At 32.5% G+C, this 24,125-nt stretch carries 21 protein-coding genes and 2 tRNA genes; 8 read left to right on the forward strand and 15 right to left on the reverse strand.

Going from position 1 to position 24,125, the window contains the following annotated elements; genetic code table 11:
* Nucleotides 1–559 precede the first annotated feature (559 nt).
* The gene (gene rhuM, locus ACKI32_RS01420; RefSeq protein ID WP_407412895.1) at nucleotides 560–1,603 is read left to right on the forward strand and encodes a RhuM family protein; all 1,044 of its coding nucleotides are present in this window, start codon (nucleotides 560–562) and stop codon (nucleotides 1,601–1,603) included.
* A 21-nt stretch (nucleotides 1,604–1,624) separates the two neighbouring features.
* On the opposite strand, the gene ACKI32_RS01425 is transcribed toward rhuM, so the two are convergent.
* Nucleotides 1,625–1,759: a hypothetical protein gene (locus ACKI32_RS01425; protein WP_407412896.1), complete on the reverse strand. Its 135-nt coding sequence runs from the start codon at nucleotides 1,757–1,759 to the stop codon at nucleotides 1,625–1,627.
* A gap of 136 nt (nucleotides 1,760–1,895) precedes the next feature.
* On the reverse strand, nucleotides 1,896–3,176 hold the full coding sequence (locus tag ACKI32_RS01430) for an ATP-binding protein (RefSeq protein WP_407412897.1): 1,281 nt from the start codon (nucleotides 3,174–3,176) through the stop codon (nucleotides 1,896–1,898).
* A 568-nt stretch (nucleotides 3,177–3,744) separates the two neighbouring features.
* Here ACKI32_RS01430 and ACKI32_RS01435 point away from each other — a divergent pair.
* Nucleotides 3,745–4,680: a 3-hydroxyacyl-CoA dehydrogenase gene (locus ACKI32_RS01435; RefSeq protein ID WP_407412898.1), complete on the forward strand. Its 936-nt coding sequence runs from the start codon at nucleotides 3,745–3,747 to the stop codon at nucleotides 4,678–4,680.
* A gap of 185 nt (nucleotides 4,681–4,865) precedes the next feature.
* Entirely contained in the window at nucleotides 4,866–5,069 is a 204-nt protein-coding gene (locus tag ACKI32_RS01440) for a hypothetical protein (protein WP_407412899.1), read from the forward strand.
* A gap of 198 nt (nucleotides 5,070–5,267) precedes the next feature.
* Here ACKI32_RS01440 and ACKI32_RS01445 read toward each other — a convergent pair whose 3' ends face one another.
* On the reverse strand, nucleotides 5,268–6,707 hold the full coding sequence (locus tag ACKI32_RS01445; protein ID WP_407412900.1) for an ATP-binding protein: 1,440 nt from the start codon (nucleotides 6,705–6,707) through the stop codon (nucleotides 5,268–5,270).
* 441 nt (nucleotides 6,708–7,148) lie between these two features.
* On the opposite strand from ACKI32_RS01445, the gene ACKI32_RS01450 reads away from it, so the two are divergent.
* The 4 genes from ACKI32_RS01450 to ACKI32_RS01465 are packed head-to-tail and all read left to right on the forward strand — an operon-like array spanning nucleotide 7,149 to nucleotide 9,919.
* Complete coding sequence (locus tag ACKI32_RS01450; protein ID WP_407412901.1) at nucleotides 7,149–7,613, forward strand: MarR family winged helix-turn-helix transcriptional regulator; 465 nt, start codon at nucleotides 7,149–7,151, stop codon at nucleotides 7,611–7,613.
* Entirely contained in the window at nucleotides 7,610–8,137 is a 528-nt protein-coding gene (locus ACKI32_RS01455; RefSeq protein WP_407412902.1) for a nitroreductase family protein, read from the forward strand. The genes ACKI32_RS01450 and ACKI32_RS01455 overlap by 4 nt, the downstream gene beginning before the upstream one ends.
* Before the next feature lie 9 nt (nucleotides 8,138–8,146).
* Nucleotides 8,147–9,262, forward strand: a complete 1,116-nt coding sequence (locus tag ACKI32_RS01460; RefSeq protein ID WP_407412903.1) for an aldo/keto reductase — start codon at nucleotides 8,147–8,149, stop codon at nucleotides 9,260–9,262.
* A gap of 6 nt (nucleotides 9,263–9,268) precedes the next feature.
* Nucleotides 9,269–9,919: an SDR family oxidoreductase gene (locus ACKI32_RS01465; RefSeq protein WP_296858664.1), complete on the forward strand. Its 651-nt coding sequence runs from the start codon at nucleotides 9,269–9,271 to the stop codon at nucleotides 9,917–9,919.
* A gap of 2 nt (nucleotides 9,920–9,921) precedes the next feature.
* Here ACKI32_RS01465 and ACKI32_RS01470 read toward each other — a convergent pair whose 3' ends face one another.
* The 8 genes from ACKI32_RS01470 to tgtA all read right to left on the reverse strand — a co-directional run bounded on the left by ACKI32_RS01470 (nucleotide 9,922) and on the right by tgtA (nucleotide 17,504).
* Complete coding sequence (locus ACKI32_RS01470; protein ID WP_407412904.1) at nucleotides 9,922–10,845, reverse strand: DUF1848 domain-containing protein; 924 nt, start codon at nucleotides 10,843–10,845, stop codon at nucleotides 9,922–9,924.
* A 24-nt stretch (nucleotides 10,846–10,869) separates the two neighbouring features.
* On the reverse strand, nucleotides 10,870–12,027 hold the full coding sequence (locus ACKI32_RS01475; RefSeq protein ID WP_407412905.1) for a thiolase domain-containing protein: 1,158 nt from the start codon (nucleotides 12,025–12,027) through the stop codon (nucleotides 10,870–10,872).
* Between the two features lie 12 nt (nucleotides 12,028–12,039).
* A complete protein-coding gene (locus ACKI32_RS01480) occupies nucleotides 12,040–13,077 on the reverse strand; it encodes a hydroxymethylglutaryl-CoA synthase (RefSeq protein ID WP_407412906.1) in 1,038 nt (345 codons plus the stop codon).
* Nucleotides 13,078–13,203: 126 nt separating this feature from the next.
* Nucleotides 13,204–13,277: transfer RNA gene (locus tag ACKI32_RS01485), tRNA-Gly, on the reverse strand.
* A gap of 8 nt (nucleotides 13,278–13,285) precedes the next feature.
* Nucleotides 13,286–13,359 (reverse strand) — tRNA-Gly (locus ACKI32_RS01490).
* Between the two features lie 53 nt (nucleotides 13,360–13,412).
* Nucleotides 13,413–14,840 carry a flippase gene (locus ACKI32_RS01495; RefSeq protein ID WP_407412907.1) on the reverse strand — a complete coding sequence of 476 codons (1,428 nt, stop codon included), beginning with the start codon at nucleotides 14,838–14,840 and terminating at the stop codon, nucleotides 13,413–13,415.
* A gap of 14 nt (nucleotides 14,841–14,854) precedes the next feature.
* Nucleotides 14,855–15,520: a class I SAM-dependent methyltransferase gene (locus ACKI32_RS01500; RefSeq protein WP_407412908.1), complete on the reverse strand. Its 666-nt coding sequence runs from the start codon at nucleotides 15,518–15,520 to the stop codon at nucleotides 14,855–14,857.
* 4 nt (nucleotides 15,521–15,524) lie between these two features.
* Nucleotides 15,525–17,504 carry a tRNA guanosine(15) transglycosylase TgtA gene (tgtA, locus tag ACKI32_RS01505; RefSeq protein ID WP_407412909.1) on the reverse strand — a complete coding sequence of 660 codons (1,980 nt, stop codon included), beginning with the start codon at nucleotides 17,502–17,504 and terminating at the stop codon, nucleotides 15,525–15,527.
* Between the two features lie 134 nt (nucleotides 17,505–17,638).
* Between tgtA and ACKI32_RS01510 the strand changes: the two genes are divergently transcribed.
* Entirely contained in the window at nucleotides 17,639–18,853 is a 1,215-nt protein-coding gene (locus ACKI32_RS01510; RefSeq protein ID WP_407412914.1) for an MnmC family methyltransferase, read from the forward strand.
* Here the strand turns inward: ACKI32_RS01510 and ACKI32_RS01515 are convergent.
* The 4 genes from ACKI32_RS01515 to purQ form a co-directional block, all read right to left on the reverse strand.
* Entirely contained in the window at nucleotides 18,844–20,712 is a 1,869-nt protein-coding gene (locus ACKI32_RS01515; protein ID WP_407412910.1) for a hypothetical protein, read from the reverse strand. The genes ACKI32_RS01510 and ACKI32_RS01515 overlap by 10 nt on opposite strands.
* 396 nt (nucleotides 20,713–21,108) lie before the next feature.
* A complete protein-coding gene (glmS, locus tag ACKI32_RS01520; RefSeq protein WP_407412911.1) occupies nucleotides 21,109–22,893 on the reverse strand; it encodes a glutamine--fructose-6-phosphate transaminase (isomerizing) in 1,785 nt (594 codons plus the stop codon).
* A gap of 4 nt (nucleotides 22,894–22,897) precedes the next feature.
* Entirely contained in the window at nucleotides 22,898–23,614 is a 717-nt protein-coding gene (gene cobA, locus ACKI32_RS01525; protein WP_407412912.1) for a uroporphyrinogen-III C-methyltransferase, read from the reverse strand.
* Nucleotides 23,615–23,623: 9 nt separating this feature from the next.
* Nucleotides 23,624–24,125, reverse strand: a 502-nt coding sequence (gene purQ / locus ACKI32_RS01530; protein WP_407412913.1) for a phosphoribosylformylglycinamidine synthase subunit PurQ, incomplete at its 5' end; no start/stop codon positions are given.

Below are 24,125 nucleotides of genomic sequence, written 5' to 3' on the forward strand. Positions count from 1 at the left end.
TCTATCCTCTCTCAAAACCATAAAAAACACAACCAAGAAGTTAATTAACTCTAATAATAGATTGTACTTCCTAGTATAAATAATTAAAGGATAAAAAAATAAGAAAAAAATTTTAAACACAAAAATTATGAGTCGGCCTCATTTTTCATAAAAAATAGTTATCCATACAATTTTTATGGGTTTTATAAAAATACCATTAAATTAATCTAGTTTGAGCATCGATATAGCTGGGTTCATTAACCTCTTGTACAACATCACTCTCTTTTACCTCACCAATCAACAATGGCGAATTAGGATTATGTAACTTTTGGTTCCTTTTGACAAGATTTATGTTGCTGTTGGCATAACAATATAGAAATTATCTACTACTTTTAGTGAAATTTGTTCTACAACATACGAACAGATAAGGGCGAAAAGTAGCGGAATTATCTACTACTTTAGCAATAGATATTAAACAGATATTACTTATCAAATGCTCTAACAAAAATTGGATATAATAATCATTAACATATATAAAACCAATTATAAAAATTTTTAAATTAAACCAAGGAGGAAGTGTATGCCCGAATTCAAACTTATTGAAAAGTTACTATACAAAAGCGAACAGAACGATATAGAAGCCGAGTTTATAATTGGAAACGAAACATTATGGTCAAGTCAAAAAGTCATAGCAGAAATATTTGGAACAACATCAGCCAATATCTCAATGCATTTCTCAAATATAATCCAAGAAGGAGAGCTAGATGAAAAAGAAGTAAGCATATCTTCTAAAGACCTTTTTAAAGACAATCCCAATTTTATTAAGAAATCCTTAAAAAAATCAAATAATCGAGGTAGGCCCCAAAAATGGTATAATCTTGACGCAATCATATCAATAGGGTACAGAATAAACAGTAAAGAAGCAACACAGTTCCGCCGTTGGGCTAATAAAATATTAAAGGAATATATGATAAAAGGATTTGTCATCGATAAAGAACTTCTGAAAAAAGGTGGAAGATTTACAGAAGACTATTTCGATGAATTATTAGAAACCATACGAGAAATAAGGGCTTCAGAGAGAAGATTCAATCAAAAAATCACAGACATTTATGCAACAAGCTTTGATTATAACAAAGATGCAGACATAACAAAAGAATTCTTTGCCACAGTACAAAACAAACTGATATATGCAATAAGCAACCATACTGCAGCAGAACTCATAGAAACACGAAGCGATATTGAAAATACCCATATGGGATTGACAACATGGAAAAAAGCACCAAATGGAAAAATACTCCAAAGTGACGTGGTCATATCCAAAAATTATTTGAATCAAAATGAATTATCAAGATTAAATAGTTTAGTAGAAGGTTTTTTGAATTTAGCCGAATCACGCGCAGAGGATAGAATCCCAATGAGTATGAAAGATTGGAAAGAACTGCTGGATGACTACCTTAAACTTCGAAGGCTGCCAATTCTTGTTGGCAAAGGTAAGATATCTGCTGAAGAAGCACGAGAACATGTTCTTGAAAAATATGAAAAATTCAGAGTAGTGCAAGATGAAAACTTCATTTCTGACTTTGATCAAATGATTTTAGATATTAAACGGCTAGAAGGAAAATAATATAATTGAATATAATTTAGTTTAAAATAGTTTTTGTTGATAATCAATGTAACTTGGCTCTTTAATTTCTTTTACAACCTCACCGTCTTTAACCTCACCCAACAATAATGGTGAATCTGGATTATGCAACTTTTGATTCTTTCTGACCAACTTCATGTTACTGTTGGCATAGCAATATAGAAATTATCTACTGCTTTTTCGATTTTTGTTTGATATAATGTGAACAATTAATGCTTAAAATTATCACAATTATCCATTACTTTTTAGAATTTATCTCTATATTCGTATAGAATTATCTTAATGCTCCAATCGGAATTACCATTACCCCATCTTTTCGAACTTTTGCAATTGGAATACCAGTTATAACCGCTAAAAAGCTAGGTTCCGGGATATGTGTATTTCCCTCAGCAATTTTTTGTTTAATCAACTTATCCATTTTTAATAAAGTTTGAGCACCCTCATCAATTCTTTTATCCCCTAATTTAAACTCAATTAATCCATAGCGCCCATCAGCAATTTGCAAAACACAATCCACTTCCAAAGTACCATCATTATAATACAATACTTTTCCACCCAATGGTGAGGAATATACTTTTAAATCTCTTATGCACAGGGTCTCAAAAATGAATCCAAAAGTTTCCAAATCATAGATCAACATTTCAGGAGTTACATTAAGACCTGCAACTGCAATTGATGGATCTATAAATTCCTTTTTTTCGGTTTTTCTTATTTTTTGCTTTGAACGAATATTTGGAGCCCATGCTGAAACATTATCAATAACAAATAGATTCTTTAAAACCGTAATATATGAATAAAAGGTAGGCTCAGAAATTTTACCATAATTCTCTTCAATATCTGCTATTATTTTTGTATTACTAACTAATGTTGAAATGTTGCGTGAATAAGACCTGAGAATTGCTTTAAATAATTTTGAATCACGTTTAACACCATCAATATTATAAGTGTCATCACGACATATGTTATCAAAATAAGAAGAAGCTACGATTAATTGTTTTTGTTTGTCTTCAATATTCAGTGTTTCAGGCCAACCGCCACGAGAAGCCAAAAAAGTTAAATCGCGTAAAGATAAATCTGAAGTAATTCCATTAATTTTAACATCTTTATCATTAAATAAATCAACCAATGAAATTTTACCATTGGAATCACCACTTTCATATAAACTCATCGGCCTCATCATCAACCTATGAATCCTTCCGACTCCCTTATGATTTATTTTATAATTATCAACAATTGTAGAACCTGTTAAAATATATAAACCATAACCGTCTGTTTTATCAACGGAATACCTTACTGCATCCCACAATTCGGGAGCCATCTGCCATTCATCAATCAATAATGGTTTTTCCCCATCCAATAAGAGCAATGGATCCACATCCACCAGTTCAATATATGATTTACCTAATGTAGGATGTTGCAATTCAATTATGGTTTTGGCAAATTGAGTGGCCGTTGTTGTTTTACCACACCATTTTGGCCCGACTATTAAAACAGCCCCCATACATTCAAGCATATCCTTTAATTCTTCATCAACATACCTTTTAATATATTCCATATTATCACCAATTAAGTGATTATACTAATTTTATTTAAGTAATTATAGTAATTATATTTAAGTGATTAAGCTAATTTTATTTAAGTCATTTCCATACCCCCATTAAAACGCATACAATCAATCCAGTAGTTACCATAATTTTTTAAGATAAAACTTATTTAAAGCTTGTTGAAGCCAGTTTGTAAAATTGCAGTGAAAAAAACATGATATATAAAGTTTTTATTAAAAATAGATTTAAATTAACTTTTATTGCATATCAATGTAACTGGGTTCATTAGCCTCTTTTACAACATCACCATCATTAACCTCCCCAATCAATAGTGGCGAATCCTGATTATGCAAATTCTAGTTTCTTTTTAACTAGCTTCATGTTGGCGTTGGCATAACCCCATTTACCAAATACCCATTTACCAGATGAATTCTAAAAATATAATTTAAATATTCGAAAGTACAGAATTATATAAAAAATTTTAAATATTTTAAATAATTATAATAATAAATAATGAATTATGTTTAGTTTTTTAATTTTTTGATGAAATATAATTCATACATTAATTTGGTGATTGAAATGGAAATTAAAAAAGTAGTAGTAGCTGGTGGAGGAGTATTAGGCAGTCAAATTGCATATCAATCCGCATTCTGTGGATTCGATGTTACCGTTTGGTTAAGAAGTGAAGGTTCAATTGAAAGAGCCAAACCTAAATTTGAAAGATTATTAAACATCTATTTAAGCACACTTGAACAAATGAAAACGGATAAAACTGCATACTGCAGAGGATTCAGTAAAAAAACTGACCTAAGCAATGAAGAGATAGACTCCTTAAAAGAACAAGCTCAAAAAGCATTTAACAGTCTAACATTAACTACAAGTTATGAAGAAGCAGTGGACGATGCTGACCTTGTAATTGAAGCAATTGCAGAAGATCCTAATCAAAAAATCCCATTTTATGAGGAGTTAGCTAAATATCTTCCAGAAAAAACAATTGTTGTGACAAACTCCTCCACTTTACTTCCAAGCCAATTTGCAGAATACACGGGAAGACCTGAAAAATATCTTGCATTCCACTTTGCAAACAACATATGGGCCCAAAACACTGCAGAAGTCATGCCACATCCTGGAACTGAAGAAAAATACTTTGATGCCATTGTCCAGTTTGCAGAAGACATTAACATGGTGCCAATTAAAGTCTTAAAAGAACAACCTGGATACGTGCTTAATTCATTGCTCGTTCCGTTCTTATCTGCAGGACAAGCTTTATGGGCTGAAGGAGTTGCAGAACCTGAAACAATTGATTTAACCTGGAGACTTGCAACCGGTGCACCAAATGGACCATTCCAAATTTTAGACATTGTAGGTCTTGTAACTGCATACAATATTAATCTTATGGATCCTAGGTCCAAAGACCCTGAGACAACCCAGGGAAAAATTTCCCTAAAACTTAAAGAAAAAATAGATGCCGGTGAAACTGGTATCAATGCAGGTAAAGGATTTTATGAATATTAAATGAATATATCATTTAATATTTTTCTTTTTATTTGAGGATGTGACGCGAAGTCACTATTTTTTTAATTATATTTTGCTATTTTTCTTTTAATTTAATATACAATAAGTACAATCATTTATTATAGAGATTAAACTTTATAGTTGTTTTATTTATGGTTTTAAAATATAATAATATAAATCAGACTATGTTAGTCCCCAATACATTTAAAACAACCATTAAAATAGTAAAAGATAATGATTTAATCAAAATCCATCATTTGAGCTTAGATGGAAGAAAAATCAAAGCAAAAACATCAATTAATAAATTAACTTCTTTTACAACATCACTCTCATTAACATCTCCAATCAGAAAGGTGAATCCTGATTATGCGACATTTGGTTCCTTTTGACCAGCCTCATGTTACTGTTGGCATAACACACTTTAAATTATCTACTACTTTTAGTAAAATTTGTTTCATTAATTGCGAACAGAAGATGGCAACTGTAGAGAAATTATCCACTATTTTTTTGTCAAATTTGTTTCAGAAATACAAAACAAATATCGCATATTAATCCCATATAACTAAAATAATTAAAAAGTAACAAGATTATAAAAAAGAGAAGGTTTTTGGAGGTATGAAAATCACATCATCTTCCTTTTCTATGAAATCTGTTTTATTTGAAACTACAATCCCATGATCGGCATCATATTTATTCATTGCTTTTTTTACTTGTCTTTTTGTTTTGCTTCCTATTCCTGATTCTATTGGTATTGCACTGCCGAATAATTTTTTAACGATAAAATCAACACCTCCCTTTTGTGAATCATAATAAACATTGAAATCAAATGAGACATTATTATTGTTTAGATTAAATAGATTGGATGCTATTTGATTTTCCAATAGTATCCCCTCATATTCACTTTTTGATCCTGCACTGTTTCCGAATTTTATGTTTATGCAGTTTCTGATGCTCGGTGTTGCGAAGTTATATTTCCATGGTTTTTTGACTTTTTTGGAAGCTCCGCCATAAGCTTCACTGTGAAATATCAGATGTGTCTTTTCTAAGGTATTGATAATATTGTTTATTGTTGCTTTGCTGCAATTAAGGTAATTTGATAGTTTGTCATGTGATATTTCTCCCGGTTTTTGTGATGCAAGATATACGAGTGTTCTATAAGTCAAGTTTTGATTGTTCCGGTTTAAATTGAATACATTTGCCATATCGACAGTTATCACTTTGGATATTATTGTCCATATTTTTGATACAATTATGTCCTCGAATTTGATGTTGAATGATGCAGGAAAACCACCATAGTTTAAGTAAATGTTCCAATCATTTAATGGATAATCTTCTAATCCTATTAAATCCTTTTGGATTTTCAGCTCCTTTTGCTGTGCAGATTCTATGTTTCCTGTGAATATCAAATCAATCAGGCCATTTCTTATATCCGTTTGGTAGTTGTATTTTAAGCTCAAGTGCTGGGAATAGTTTAATGGCATTACCGGCAGTATATTGAGCCTTCTGGCTGCATCGGAATTGTAATTCAGATGAAGTGATGATGAACCTGTCAATATCAGGAAAATGTATGGAGATTCATCATAGATGGTTTTACCGTTCATTGCCCAATTCTCATCAAAGTGTGCTTCATCAATGAAAATGAAAACCGGTTTGTCTAAAAGTGCGGAAGTTGTATTGTGAATTTTATCCAAATAGATTCCTATTATTTTTTTGATATCTGTTTGACCTGCGAAATTTGTTGTTTCGCATGAGATATATAACAAATCACTTGAATTGAAGTTTTTTTCCTTTAACAAGTATTCATAGCATTGGTATAGTATAGTTGTTTTTCCAACCCCCCGAATTCCTGGAAGTACAAAGTATCTCTCTTCAGATTCCCCATCTAAAAAACTATCAATCATTAATCTGAGCTTATCAAATTCGTTTTTGCTATTGAACTTGATGTTTTTATATGATAACTTCCTATTTAGAATCATTGGCACTTCAGACAGCTGTTTTATTATATAGTTATAAATTACATCTTCCATCATTTATCACCTTCACAATATATGTTTAAAATTTATGAACATAATTATATAAATACTTGTTCATAAAATAAAAATACATTTATATAAATACTTGTTCATTATATGCAAACAAAATATGTGATTAAATGGTCACATAACTGAACATCTCACGTTTAATATCAACACTTCAAAAAAATAAATATTTCCCAACTGCACAAATGCTAAAAAACACAAATGTGACAGTCCAAAGGCCTTAGTTTAACATAATTTTTGCTGTAAATTAAAGTATCTGGGTTCATTAACCTTTTTACACCATCATCATCTTTAACTTCTCCAATCAACAATGGATGGGTAGAATCATTCCGTGTCTATAATTAACAATCCATTTTTAGATACAATACATTTATATAATTTTTTTAACAAAGAATAGTTATCAGTGTTAACCATTATGGAGGTTATAAATTGGATAATGAAGAATTGGTTTTAAAAAACACCATATATGCAAGCGGATTTTTTTACTACATTACCAAATCCCATAATTCCTATTTATATTCATTTATGAAAAATCTGAATATAAACGGTAATGAATACTCATTTTTATTATATCTTTATCATAACAACGGTTCAACACAAGTTGACCTTGCTGAAAGTTTTAAAATTCCAAAATCACAAGTTTCAAGATCATTTAAAAAATTAGAAGAAAAAAACTTAATCATTAGAAAAAAAGATGATAAAAATAAGAAATTTTACAAGATATTTCTAACAGGAAAAGCAATCAAAATAATAAACAAATTATCAAAAGCCGAATTAGACTGGAGTGAAATGATTTATAAACAATTAGCTTCCAGTGATAAAGAAGCACGAGAAATATTAACCAGAGTTGCAATAAATGCTTTGAATTTTACCGATGAGAGGTGTAAAAAATGAAAAATAACCTATTAGACCTGACATTAAAACGAAGATCAATAAGAAATTATCTCAATGAAGAAATTGATGACGAGATAATACAAGAGATATTGAATGTTGCTCTAACTGCGCCCTCCTCATGGGGAGGCCACCCAGTTCATTTTATTGTTGTAAAAGACAAGAATATGATACAAAAAATAGCCCACTGCAAAGCTATGGGTGCAGCTCCATTAACAAAAGCCAAAGTATGCATCGTTGTCATGGCTGATACATCAAGATGCGAACTTTGGATAGAAGATGCCTCCGTTGCATCTACATATATTCTACTGGCTGCTGAACAATTTGACATTGGCGCATGTTGGATTCATATAAGAAACCGTGACGGGCAAATAAAAACGGCAGATGAAGAAATCAGAGATTTATTAAATGTTCCAAACAGTTTCAGAGTTTTAAATTGTGTGGCATTAGGCAAAAAGGGAGAATTTAAAAATGAATATCTAAAAGAAAACTTATCCTTTGAAAATATTCATTATGAACATTATTAGGTGATTAGATTGTTTGATTTTAAATTAGGATTTGGATTTATGAGATTACCTCTAATCAATGATAATCCAAGTGATATAGATTATGAAAAAGTTAATAAATTAGTTGATTGTTTTATTAAAAATGGCGGAAGTTATTTTGATACTGGCTTTCATTACCATAACGGGAAAAGCGAAGATGCCATTAAAAAATGTGTCATAGAAAGATATCCTCGAAGTAAAGTCCAAATTGCGGATAAAATGCCAATATATGGAATGAGACGCAGAGACAAACCTGAAATAATATTCAACACTCAACTTGAACGTTGCGGTGTTGACTATTTCGATTATTATTTAATCCACAACACATCCGATATTTTCTATAATGGAATAGCCAAGAAACTGAATGTTTTTGACTTTGCTAGTGACGCTAAAAATAAGGGATTGATAAATCACCTTGGAATCAGCCATCATGATACTGCAGATGTTTTGAAACAAGTTTTGGATGAAAATCCTGAAATAGAATTTGTACAGCTTCAGATAAATTATGTAGATTGGTTAAACAATGTAGTTCAAGCAAAGGAATGCTATGAACTTGTCGAAGAATATGGACTTGATGTGTTTGTAATGGAACCTTTAAAAGGAGGAAATCTGATAAATGTTCCAGAAAACGTAAATAAATTGTTTACAAACTATAATCAAAAGTCTCCAGTAAATTGGGCATTATCCTATGTGCTAAATTTAAAATCAGTACAGTTAGTGTTAAGTGGAATGGCCGAATTGGAACATATAAAAGAAAATACTGAAATTGTGAAAAATTTCAATGGATTGGATGATAATCAGTTAGACATCATTACCCAGGCATGTGAAATAATAAATGACACAACAGCAATACCTTGTACTTTTTGTGACTATTGTGCCGAGCACTGTAAAAAAGGAATTCCAATATCAAAATATTTCTCAATTTACAATGATGAAATGAATTCGAATGTCGATCAGATGCTGAACTTTTTGTATTATGACAATTATGCAGAAAGATATGAAAAGGCATCTGAGTGTGTAAGTTGTGGAGCATGTGAAAAAGTATGCCCACAGCATATTGAAATTAGTAGTGAATTAGAAAAGGTAGCAGAATTATTTGAAAGGTGATAAAAAATGAAAACAGCAGTAATTGTAGGTGCAGGAAAAGGAATGGGCAACAATATTGCAGAAAAATTTGCTCAAAATGATTTCAGAGTAATATTGATTGCAAGAAACCAGAACGCTTTAAATGAATATGTTGAAGAATTTAAAACAAAAGGATATGAAGCATCTTCCAAACAGGCAGATGCGTCAGATATGGATTCATTAAGCAAAGCTTTCGATGAAATATCCGAAGAATATAAAAATATTGATGTATTAATCTACAATGCAGCATTTATGCAAGGTGGAAACGCTTCCAAATTAACACCTGATGAAATGATTGAGCATTTCAAAACCGATGTTGTTGGAGCGCAATTAAGCACCATCAAAGTCCTCCCAAAAATGAAAGAACAAAAAGAAGGATGTATTTTATTTACCGGAGGATTATTTGGAGTCTATCCGAATGCATATCATGAATTTGCATGCATGTCCATGGATAAAGCGGCATTAAGACAATTAGCACAAATGCTCAATGAAGAACTGAAAGATGATAACATTCATGTCGGAATTGTAAATATAATGGGCAATGTTGGTGAAACAGAAAAATTTGCACCGGAAAACATCGCGGAAGCCTACTGGAAAATGTATGAAGAAAAAGAAAACTTCGAAACAAATTATGAATAAAACTAGAATAACCTGGTTTGTCTATCAACATAGCTAGGTTCCCTAACCTCTTTTACAACATCACCATCTTTAACCTCACCAATCAGCAATGGTGAATCTGGATTGTGCAACTTTTGATTCTTTTTAACCAGCTTCATGTTGCTGTTGGCATAGCAATATTTACATCCATGAAGGCATGTGTTATATGCTCCAATATCTCTTCCAAATAAACAGTTGCAATCACGGATTATGTATTTTCCTTTGGGCACTTTTAGATTAAAACCTATCGCCTTTTCGAGGACTTCCTTGGTCATACAACCTGACGAATCAAAACCGAAACGGTCAAGAAGAGTGCCTTCAACACAGGTCTTCATATTAAAATCATATTGTTTTGCAATCCTTGAGAAATTCTCACCAATGAGTAGCTGCTCTTCTACGGTGACTTCATTTGCCTCTGGAAAATTCCTCAAAACCTTCTGGTACAGGTCAATGAAGCTGATTGTGCAGTCATGAGTAAATCCCGAAAGTTCACATGCCATCTCTTCGAATTTATCTATATGAAAATCCAAGCCATACTTTTGTGAGATGAAAATGGGATCATATCTCCAGGCGACCTTTCGAGGCCCTAAAACCTCAGACAAATCCTTGAAAGATTTGATAACATGTCTATAATCAGGAACATTAACCTCAATGTCCTTGCCGTAGGGAGTGATTGTCACAAACCAGAACTGATTGTAATCACTGATTGAATTCATTTTCCTTAGCATTGGCCTTGGATTTTTTGTGCAGAAGCATAAAACATCAATAATTTCAGGATTTAACGAATAACGATAAACATCATTGTTGAATGGATTTCTTGAATAGACAAAACCTTCCTGAATCCTATTTAAAAACCATTCACTAAAAAAAGCAGGTATGTCGGTTCTTGAACCTGTGTTAATTATCATAAAAAAAGAAAAAGTAAAAGAGATTTATAAATCTCTTCCGAATATGTGTACAGCTGCTGTACCACCGGTTCCACCGATGTTGTGGGTCATACCGATTTCAGCACCTTCAACTTGTCTTCCTCCGGCTTCCCCTCTAAGTTGCCATACGATTTCAGCAGCCTGAGCAATACCTGTAGCACCTAACGGGTGTCCACGTGCCTTAAGACCACCGGATGAGTTTATTGGGAAATCACCATCGATTTCAGTTTGGCCTTCTTCGATTGCAATTCCTCCTTTACCTTTTTCGGCAAAGCCTAAATCCTCAACTGCCAGTAAACCATTGATTGAGAAACAATCGTGAACCTCGGTTACGTCAATGTCTTTTACTGTGACTCCGGCCATTTCATAAGCTTTTCTTGAAGCGACCTTTGTAGATTCAATGGTAGTCAAATCTTTTCTGTCGTGTAAGGTCAGTGTTCCGGAAGCCTGTGTGGAAGCTTTAACGTAAATTGGAGTGTCAGTGTACTTTTTGGCATCTTCTGCAGGCACCATCACAACCGCTGCCGCTCCGTCTGATACCGGAGAACAGTCAAGTAAAGTTAAAGGGTCAGCAACCATTGTTGAGTTTATGACCTTGTCGACTGTAACTTCAAACGGAAACTGAGCATTAGGGTTTTTGGATGCGTTCTTGTGGTTTACTACTGAAAACTGTGCTAACTGTTCACGGGTAGTACCGAATTCGTGCATGTGTCTTTTAGCAATCATTGCATATAATGAAGGGAAGGTTGCACCTTGCTGAGCTTCCCATTCCTGATCTGATGCAGTGGCAATTGCTGGTGTGGCGTCAACCACATCAGTCATCTTTTCAACACCTGCTGAGATTACAACATCATGATAACCTGATGCAACAGCCATAATTCCTTGCCTTAGTGCAAGACCACCTGATGCACAAGCAGCTTCAACTCTTGTGGTTGGAACAGGGTTTAAACCCATATGGTCTGAAATCAAAGCAGCAATGTGTTCCTGCTCGACAAATAAACCTGAAGACATGTTTCCAACAAACATAGCTTCAATATCATCACCATCACATCCTGCATCAACTAGAGCTTTAACTCCAGCTTCAGCAATCAAATCTCTAAAGGATGAATCCCATAATTCACCGAATTTTGTTTGTGAAACACCTATAATCGCAACATCTCTCATATTTAAGCCCCCTTACATTTTAATTTTGCCTTTGAATTTAGCATAAACAGCATAATCGACATATGTTTTGTCATTGATGATTTCTTGTGTTTTTGGAGCTAAATCTCTTCTGTTTTCAATTTCATCAGTCACTTCTATTGTAAATCCGTCACTACCTGCACCTGAACCGTAGGAAATGACAAAAATCTTATCACCAGGTTTTGCAACATCCAAGATATTGGATAAAGCTAAAGGCACAGCACCTGAGTAGGTGTTACCTATGTTAGGTGTGAGAAGACCTTGTTTAATTTGTTCTGAAGTGAATCCTAACTTCTTACCTGCCCTTAGGTAGAACTTACCGTTAGGCTGGTGGAAACAGGCGTAATCATAATCTTTAACTGTTGTGTCAGTTTCCTCAAATAGCATTTTAGCAGCGCTTAATACATGCTTGAAGTAAGCCGGTTCACCAGTGAAACGTCCACCGTGTGAAGGATAGTCTTCACCTTCCCTTCTGTAAAAGTCAGGAGTGTCTGTTGTGAAACTGCAGGTGTGGGTAATTTCTGCTAGAGGATCTTTTTCACCTATAATGTAAGCAGCACCACCTGCAGATGCAGTGTACTCTAAAGCGTCACCAGGTGCTCCTTGAGAAGTATCAGCACCTATCGCAAGACCGTATTCTATTAGACCTGATTTTACAAGTCCCATAGTCATCTGAATACCTGCGGTACCTGCCTTACATGCAAATTCCAAGTCGGCTGCAGTGAGCTTTGGAGTTGCACAGACCGCTTCAGCAACAATGGAAGCGGTTGGTTTTACCGCATAAGGGTGTGATTCGGAACCGACATAAACGGCACCGATTTTACTTGGATCAATTTGAGCTCTCATTAATGCATACCTTGCAGCGGTAACTGCAATGGTAGCTGTGTCTTCATCGGCAGAAGGAACGGATTTTTCGTTAACTACGAGACCGTTTGATAATGCTACTGGGTCATCTCCCCAGACCTTAGCGATTTCTTCTACCTTAATTCTGTATGAGGGAACATGTGCCCCATAACCTATAATTCCTACCATTAAATCACCTTAAAATAAACATAATATTTAAATGAATATATATTATTCTTATTATTATATAAAACTAACTAAAAAAGAGTATTTTTTGGGTAAAAAACAAATTTTAAAAAAAGATTTTGTTCAAGATGCAGTCGCCGGGATTCGAACCCGGGTTGTAGGCTTGGAAGGCCCAAGTAATAACCAGACTATACCACGACTGCATAAAAAATGCGGCGTCCGGGATTTGAACCCGGGTCTCTAACGTGGCAGGCTAGAGTCTTAACCAGGCTGGACTAACACCGCATGAAAAATAACAACAAATAAAATTATGTTTTAATAATATATAAAGGTTTGCATTATTTGTTAAGGATTTGTTTTAGGATTAGTTTGTCTTGATCGTCTGGGGTTTTTAGGATTAAGAGTGCTGCGAAGTAGACTACTATAGATACTGGCATTGCTAGCCATAAGTTTAGGTTTAGGAAGTAGAGAGCTATTGCTAGTATTCCTGACGCAAAAATAATTTTAATTATATCATAGATAAAATGCCTATTTGGAAGCTGATCTATTTGTTTAAGAACATGCATGAATAAAATAAATACCAATGCTTCACTAAATACTGTTGCAACAGCAGCACCATAAAAAGAATATTTTGGAATTAAAACTAAATTTAACATTATATTAAATAAAGCAGCAATACAAGCGATTTTTGTAACAGAATATTCTTTATATGCTGCATTTAACACATTTGCAGCATTACTATTAATAAAAATAAAACATATTGTCCAAATTAGAATATTCAAAATAGGTCCCGCACTTGTAAATTCAGAACCATAAATATTAATTATATCAGAACTATAAAAACATGTAAAAACTGCAATTGGGATTGATACAGCAGACAAATATTTTGTAGATTTTATAAAACTAAGATTCAATAATTCTTTACTATCCTCAAATAACTTACTCATTACAGGAAAAATTACAATACCATAAATTGAATAAAATATGGTTAAAAATGAAAGTAATTTATATGCTGCATTATAAAGACCGGCATCATAAGTACCTGCAAACTGCGTAATCATAACAACATCTATTGAGTAATATATTGTTGTGAATACCCCTGAAATAGCAAATGGAATACCACATTTTATTAATTCTTTATAAAAAGTAGGATTAAAAGAAAATTTAATTTTAAAATAATGTTTTCTAATTGTTAAAAATACATATATAAAAGAAATAATATTTGAAAATATATATGCTGAAATCAACCAAAACAATCCTAATGAAGAGAAAATTACAAGAATCAAAAATACAAATATAGATAAACTATTAATAATATTTGTAATTGCTTGAAATTTCAATTGTTCATGGGCTTGAAAAGAAACTTGTAAAATTCCAACTAATTTACCACTTACATTCACAATCGCATATAAAAAACATGCCAAAACAATATAATTATCCCAACCCAACACGAATAATATAATTAAAACAACAAATAAATAAAAAATCGATAACAACAAACTTAAAGTAAACGAATTATTTATATATGTACTTTCATTTTCTAAATCTGTGGAAATAGACCTAACAATATAAGTTATAATCCCAAAATCTACGAAGACAATAAATAACCCTGAGAAAGACATAGCCGTTCCAAAAATACCATATTCAGAAGGTCCTAAATATTGGGCTGTTAAAATAGTCCAAAAAAATGATAATACACTAGTAATAAACTGTGCAATTAACATCCAACTAAGATTTGCAAATACTGTTTTTACCTCATTAACCATTATATTACCTTAAATTATTTTTTAGCAATTATACAAATCCATTCATTTTCATAATTAATGAAAGCTTTAAAATCATAAAAACCAGCATTCCTAAGATATTCTTTTAAAACATCCTCAGAATAGATTTTCATATCCAATAGTTCCACTAAATCATCGTATTTATCCATTTCACCTTCACGGTAAACTGCTTCATTACAGATAAATAAAAAACCATCATTTTTAAGAACCCTATTAACTTCCTTTAAATCATTGATAAAGTCCGGCCAGAAGTAAATTGTCTCAAAAGCAGTTGCAATGTCGAATGTTTCATCGTAAAACGGCATTTCAGATACAGATCCTTGCAGGACATTGACAATTCCTTTGTTAATAGACTCCTTGTTTAATTCAATTGATTTTTCAACACTAACATCAGAATAATCAATTCCAACAACTCGACCGTTTTCTGAAATCTGTTCTGCAAAGCGTTGGATATTTCTTCCACCACCACAACCAATATCTAGGATTTTACTGTCTTTTTTTACTTCAAAGTGACTTACACCCCACTGAGCCATTGCTTCATGGGATTTATTCATTCTGTCCAAGATTTGGTGGCCTAACTCACCAACAGGTTTTCTTGCATTTTTAATTAATTCTTTATCTTCAATGTGATGACCAGTATTAACTTTATCATTATCACTCATGATATCACTTTTTCATTCCTTTACGTGTTTTAATAGCTTGTCCTGTGTTAAATTGCTCAATTTCACATGCGCCCAACAATGCTTTTCCATAAGCAAGCAGTTTATCCTCTTCATTAACAATTAAAACTTCATCTTTTGCCCTTATGTTTTCATCGCATTCCACAACAAATTTACAGAATACACTTTTCCCATCAAGTGCAAATGGCTCGGAGTCTTTGTTAACAACAACCCTGTTTTGTGGATAAGGCATTTTACCATGAAGTCTCCTAGCACCTTCTTTTGATAAAATTAAGTAGGAATCAGATGCTCTCATATTAACAATTAAAGCTTTTCCATCATAAATATGTCTGATTTTTCCTGTTTTCTTACTTTTTTCGATGTTGATTTTTCCAGTAAATAATGCTTCACCAGCCCCAATTCCAAATTGATAATCTGCAATAGCTTTAACCTTTTTAATATCATCCTTAGTGTATTTTATCTCATCAGATTGAGAATATTCACCATATGATTCAAGTTCTAAGTTGTTTACAACTCTTGAATGAATTAAAACTTGTTCATAATATTCGCTGAATTCATTGATGAAATCTTCTAAAAACTCGATAGCATCAACATCACGAATTCTTGGAGCATCATTTTGACTTAATGGATAAACCTCATCAATTTCTAGAGGTATTAAACCAAATGGAACATCAAGCACCATGAAATCTGTATCATTCAAGTCAATTTCACTTTCCTGACCCTGAACATAAAATTCACCAAGCTTTCCAGAGGTAAATTTTGAGTAAGGTTTTCTTGAAGGTGGCAAAATCACCAAATTACTTTTTTTAGGCATTTCACGAAGTTTCTGCATATGTCTTAGTACTTCTGACCTGCACAATGATTCAGGACCTGTGTAGAAAAATGCTGATTTTTTACTTCTTGGATCATATTTTTCCAAATCCTTTGAGTAGTTTCCAAGTTGTCTGACAGCTTCTAAAAGTGCAGGGTGAGATCTACAACGCTCTTCTACAAGTTCCATCAAACTTCCTTCATAAATAGCTTGCTTGATTAGTCTTAACTCTGCAAAAGATACATGCAAGTTATGTTGAGCAATTAAATCTCTACGTTTTTCTTTTGGCATTGCTCTTAAATCATCTGGAGTGTATTTACTGCATACCTCGCAGGAACATGGCATTTCTTGCAGGTTTTCAAGTTTGAATGTTCCTCTTGTGGATAAAAGCCTGTCATCTTCTGCATATAAAATGTAAGCTGCTGAGTCAAACAGATCACAGCCCATTGCAACACATAATGCAAATATCATTGGATGACCAGCACCCATTAAATGTCTTGCAGTATTATCTGGTAATTCGCCCATTGAGTTCATTACAACATCAACGAGGTCTTTGTAGTGATATGATTCCATTAAAGGTACAACTGCACCTATCGGATACAAATCAGCATCAAGTTTTGACAGTTCCTTTGCACATTCACGTCTTAAATCAAGAAATGTTGAACCCTGAACAACTGAATTCAATAACATTCCCATGTTCTGTTCTTTTTTATAATCTACTGCCTCTTTTGCTCTTTCCAAAGTAATTTTTAAATCTTCTTCTGCTTTTTCCCTATCAACAAAAGGAGCAGTTGGAATGTCAAGACTAGTTCCAATATCAGTTTTAATCAATTCCTGAAACTCAATTACTTCTTTATTTGTTATTTCAACATCACCATAAACTGATAGCTGAAAAGATCCAGAATCAGTCATGATTGGACCATCAAAGTTGATTAATTTGTGTAATCCTTCATCAATAGCTTTTTGTTTTAAATTTTCATCTTTATAAATTAAATAAGCATTGGTAATGACTATGTCTGCACCATATTTCCCAACATCAATAGTTTGTTTTCTTGGATGAATGACTGGCATCAATGCAGGAGTCTTAACTTCCCCATGTTTAGTTTTTAAGACACCAACACGCCCCATATTATCTTTTGCTTTAATTTCAAACATTTATTTAACCTTACTATTTCTATTACAATAAGTTTTAAATTAGAAATTATATAAATTTTGCTCATAAAACAAATATTGAATTAAAATTTCAAAAATTTATAATAAATAAAATCTAAAAATTAATGTTAGATAAAATGAGTTATGAAAATGATGCTAGAATAATTAATGATGATATTTTTGATTTAATTACTGAATATTTCAGCCAAGAAAAAAGTAGTCAAAATATTGGAAGTAGGGTTGATTTTTTTAATACTTACAACAATTATTTTGTTTTAACAGATGATGGATCTTATTCTATTAATTCACGTGAAATAAATCATAAAGTTGAAACATTACATACATCCACAGGTGCAATAAGTGAGTCATTTGAGAAATTTATCAAACCAATGAAATTCAATTACTCTAAAGACATTGCCATATTAGATATATGTGCAGGATTAGGATACAATACATCAGCAGCAATAGCTGATTTTATGAAAAACAGTTCTACAAATTTAACTATTGATATGGTTGAAATATCAAAAGCAACACTAGCATGTGGGCTTTTAGTGCCCTCCCCAATTAAAGAACATGACATCACCAAGAAAGCTATTGAAAATGAGTTAATAGCTCAAGATTATGCTAACTTAAGTTTAGAGAAAACTGAAATTCCCTCAAATATTGATATCACTGTTTATATTGAAGATGCAAGACAAACTGTGCAGAAATTAGATGACAATAAGTATGACGCCATATTTTTAGATCCTTTCAGCCAAAATATGGCTCCCGAGTTATTTTCCATTGAATTTTTCAAAGAATTTAGGCGAGTTATTAAAGATGATGGTATTGTTGCAACATATACATCTTCTGCACCTGTGAGAGCCGGTTTTATCGAAGCTGATTTTTATATTGGACAAGGCCCTATTTTTGGAAGAAAACAGGGAGGAACTCTTGCAAGTCCAAATCCATTAATGCTTGACACTTCACTTCCAAAAAATGATGAAATAAGAATTGCCCTATCTGATGTTGGAATTCCATTTAGAGATCCAAATCTAAACAATTCCAGTGATTTCATTTTAGATAAAAGAACTGAAGAAAGACATCTTGCACGGCATAGCACTAAGATATCTTCAGCTGTTAAAACACCAATCTTTTTAGCCTGTGAAATGGAAGATGAAAAGCTAAAAAGACGTGTAGAACGCAATTTAGCTAAAATGAACATTCCTTCAACAATGTCCGATGAAGCAAAATACATTGTTGAATGTGAAAACAATTACTCAAAAAAACAAGATAATGAGAATAACTCAAGAAATAGAATTTTAAATATGAAAAAAAGATTAAAAGAAGTTAAAGATGGAAGTTACGGATAAACGTAAGTTCCACTTTTAAGTAAATATGCTGTTTCTTTTGTGCATGCAGTGGCTTCTGATACAACTGTTAAGTCACCACCACTACCACCATGGTTATGACCAAAAATTGACCAGTCACTGTCACAGTTTGCACAAACAATAATACCTTCAGCACTACTGCCTTCACCGTTACCTGTTACAGGAAAAGTCCCCCAGTTTCCAGTTTCAGAATCTGCAAAGAATATGCTCCAGTAAAGTTCAGTACTTCCACAGTATGGGCAAACCCTTGCAAATTCAACTATATAAAATGTGTAACCATATTTGGATAACTCACCAGATGCAGATGCTCTTCCAACTGCCAAAATAGTTTTCCCATCTTCAGAAACCCCATATTTGGTATAAACTTGACTTCTATTAGAACTCAAAACAGTGATTTTTTTAGTTACAGTGTATCCACTATCTAAATCTTTACAAGTAACAGAATAACTTCCTTTTTTTAAGTTAAATTTGACACTTGCAATTCCTTTAGAATTGGTTTTAACTGTTTTAGTTTTACCATCAATTGTAATATTCATTTGGGTATTTTTTGCAACTGTTCCGTCTTGTTTTAAAAGAGTTGCCTGATATGTTCCAGTTGTACCATCTTTTCCATAGATGTCACTTGCTTTAATAGAAGCTAATTTGACAACTACCTTAGTATATAATGTATAACTGGTATATGGATCAACAGACCTGAAAGAATAAGTTCCTTTAGACAATTTAAAACTGACAGTTGCTACACCATTGGCATCTGTTTTAGCTGTTTTCTTAACTCCATTAACATAAACATAAACTGCTGCATCTTTAACTAATTTATCGTTTTTGTAAAGCTTTACTTTAAACTTAGAAGTTGAACCTGTAAAAACAGTCATTGAACTTGCAGACAATGTAGGTGAAATTTTAATTGTATTAGATACCTTTTCACCAGTCTGAGTATTGGTTGTGACCATTTTAAAGGTACTTGGTTTTGAAACAATACTTATGCTTGCCACACCTTTTGAATTAGTCTTAACAGAAAATGTTTTTCCATGACATGAGAATTTAATATATTTATTCTTCAAAACTTTACCATCAGTACCATAAAATGTTGCAGAAAACTTTTTAGAACTTAAATAATGTTTTGAAACATCACTTGCAACAACTGAATGTTTTACAGTAATTTTATTTGAAATTTTATATCCATTCGGATGAATTGCATAAACAGTGTAAGTTCCAACCTTTAAATCTAAATCTAGTTTAGCCACACCTTTTGAATTGGTTTTTTTAGTATAAGTCTTACCATTTAATTTGAATTTTACATTTGTATTGGCTAAGGCTTTACCATTTGTATTTAAAAATGTAGCTGAATATTGTGTGCTGCTTTTATAAGTTTTTGTGATGTCTTTTCCTGAAACAACCGGCAAGACTTTAACTGTGCTTTTTGCAGTTGTTAAATTATTATAATTAGCAGTGACACTATAACTACCTACCTTCAAATCTAGAGGCAGTGAAATTTTACCTTCATCATCAGTAGTTTTATTGTAATTAACACCATTAATGCTAACACTAACAGAAGCATTGGAAACAGGACTTTCACCTTGAGATAAAACTACTTCATAACTCGAATTACCTTTATAATACATGTCCACATTACTAGTTGTTAAAATATAGTCTTTTTGTTGATTTGAACTAGTAAAGGACTCATTTGTAGAATCAACCCCAATCGAAACCGAAGGAGGTTCTTCATCTACATCACTAATTCCAACATCATCAGTTGAGTTTGTATCAGCAGCTGATACTACAGACAATGATAACATGAAAATTAGTGTTATTAAAATTATACTAATTTTTTTACCAAACATAAACGTTAACTCCATTTAACATTGGTTCTTAAAATTAGTTAAACTTTAACTTATAAAAAGCTTTTGATTTTTAAAAAGAGTTCAAATAAGATTAATTTATAAAAAATAAGTTTAAATATAGTTATAAATAGTTAAAAAAGTTTAAATTAAGCTAAATTATTATCAAAAGACAAAATTAATGTTAAACTGAAATCATTATAATCAAGGATATTTATAATGTAGTTTATAAATAACCCAACGAACTCATGAGAAATCAATTCATTTCAAATTAATGGAATGGAGTTAAGTTAAATAATTAACGATTTGGCAAAAATAACAATTAATTATTGGTTAAATCCAAAATTAAAGGTGAAATAAGCAGAATAATAAAAAAATGAAAATAAGGTTAAAAATACCTTATTCTACTGTTACACATTTTGCTAAATTTTTAGGCTTATCCGGATCATGACCCTTTTCAAGAGTGATATAATAAGCAATTAATTGCAATGGTACAATATAAACCAATGGTGCAATAATCTCTTTAACATCACCATTGATACCAATAACATCATTAGCTTTTGCTTTTAGGGATTCATCATCTTTTGAACCTACAACAAGCACATAAGCTCCACGAGATTTAACTTCCTCTAAATTACTCATGGTTTTCCTATAATTATCCCCCGGAGGTAGAACAACAACTACTGGAATTCCTTCATCAATTAAAGCTAAAGGACCATGTTTAAGTTCACCTGCAGCATAACCTTCACCATGAATATAGGTAATTTCTTTAAGCTTTAGAGCTCCTTCTAGTGCTGTTGGATAAGAATACCCTCTTCCAAGATAGAAAAAGTCATCTGCAAAGTTATATCTTTTAGATATCTCTTTAATATATTCAACATCTTCAAGAGCTTCATCAATGAAATCAGGTACTTTTTCAAGTTCTTTTAGAAGTTCTACATTTTTAGAAATTAATGCAGCAAATAAGTAAATTGAAGTTAATTGTGCAACATAAGTTTTTGTTGCAGCAACACCGATTTCAGGACCTGCTTGAGTTTGAATTACATATTGAGCTCTTCTTGTAATAGATGATCCTGCAACATTAACAATTCCCAAAGTCTTTGATGTTTGATTTGCAACATCCAATGCCTTAAGTGAATCAGCAGTTTCACCAGATTGTGATATGAAAATAACTAAAGTCTTGTCATTTAGAGTATTTGCAGAATATTTAAACTCAGATGCAAGAATAACATCAGTTGGAATACCTGCAAGAGATTCTATTAAGTATTTACCAGTTAATGAAGCATGATAGGATGTTCCACAAGCAACAAAGCATATTCTTTGAATATCCTCAATATCATCAATGATTTCTTGAATATTATCCTTTTGAGTTAAAGTATTTCTAACAGCTGTTGCCTGTTCGTTAATTTCTTTAATCATGAAATGGTCATAACCTTCTTTTTCAGCCATTTCGGGTGTCCAATTAATAGTTTCTATTTCTTTATTTACCACATTATCAAATTCGTCATGGACAACAACACCATCTTTGTCTAAAATGACAATTTCACCCATTTCAGGATATATTATATCACGAGCGTATTTTAAAATAGCTGGAGAATCTGAAGCCAAATAATAACCCTCTTCACCAATTCCAACAATCAATGGTGAGTCTTTACGTGTTGCAACGATTTTATCTGGTTCATTTACTGAAATTGCTGCAATTGCATAAGCTCCTTCAATTACATCAATTGTTTTTCTAACTGCATGTTCAAGGTCGAATTTTTCAGCCATGAACTTTTGAATTAAATGAGGTATAACTTCAGTGTCTGTATCTGATTTAAATACATGACCTTCCAAAATTAATTTCTCTTTAATTTCCAAGTAATTTTCAATGATTCCATTGTGAACGACAGCAATTGTTGAATCTTCATCAACATGAGGATGTGAATTTAATTTTGATGGGTCACCATGTGTAGCCCATCTTACATGAGCAATTCCAAAGTTTCCCGACATGTCTGTGAGGTTTAAACTTTTATCCACTTCAACAATTTTGCCTTTATCTTTTTTGATGTGGATTTTTCCTTCATTGAAAGTAGCTAAACCTATTGAATCATATCCCCTGTATTCTAATTTAGATATGCAATCAAAAAGAATTGGCGCTACATCACGGTCTTCTTTTAGTATACATCCAACAATTCCACACATTTAATCACCTCTGATAATCGTAAATGTCTTTATACAATTTTACAACATCCCCAATTATTAAAATAGCAGGAGTGTTGATTTTTTTATCGGAAATATCACCCAATGTTCCAAATACAAGATTTTCATCTGGAAGTGTTCCGCTTTCAACAACACAAACTGGAGTGTCAGCTGAGCGATACTTCATTACTTCAGTTGTGTTTTCTTTGATATTTCCAATTCCCATCAATATAATTAATGTATCAGCAGTATAATCCCAATGCACTTGGCTTTCTTCTTTTGTTGGGTCTTCATGACCAGTTACTATTGTAACTGATGTTGCTACTGCCCTGTGAGTTACTGGTAGTCCAAGAGAAGTTGGTGCTCCAATAGCTGAAGTTACACCCGGAATAACTTCAAATTTGATATCATGTTCCATTAAAGCCAATATTTCTTCTCCACCACGTCCAAAGACGAAAGGATCCCCTCCTTTAAGTCTTACTACATTTTCATGGTTTTGAGCTTGCTCGATGATTAACTCATTGATTTCATCTTGAGTTTTGTAATGCTCACCAGCTTTTTTACCAACATAAATCCTTTCTGCAGTTTCAGGAGCATGAGCCAATATTTTTTCATTAGCTAAGTAATCATATAAAACAACATCAGCTTTATTTAATACCTTTACGGCTTTAAGAGTTATTAAATCAGCATCTCCAGGTCCTGCACCAATTAAATAAACTACCATATTATCACATTATAAAAATCCTTTAAAGAAGTTTAATCCATCATCTGAACCAAATAATTCTTCACAGGCTCTTTCAGGGTGTGGCATCATAGCACAGACAAGTCCTGATTCATCACAGACACTTGTGATTGCTTCCATTGAACCGTTTGGGTTTTTACCTTCAAATTGTAAAACTATTTGGTCCTGATCTTTTAATAAATCCATATTTTCTGTGTAGAATCTTCCTTCAGCATGTGCAATTGGAAGGGAAATTGTTTGATCTTTTTTAAATGCCTTTGTAAATGGAGTTCTGTTTGTTGCAACTTTCAACTCAACCCATTCACAATTAAATTTAGGATATTCATTAGTTATGAAAATTCCCGGAACAAGACCAATTTCTCCTAAAATTTGAGCACCATTACAAATTCCCAAAACAGGTTTTTCTTCTTTAACCAATTCTTTAATTCCATCAATTACTGGTGTAATGGATGCCATTGCGCCTGCTCTTAGGTAATCTCCATATGAAAATCCA

Origin of the sequence: Methanobrevibacter sp. (assembly GCF_045611865.1) — an archaeon.
Taxonomy (GTDB): Archaea; Methanobacteriota; Methanobacteria; order Methanobacteriales; family Methanobacteriaceae; genus Methanocatella.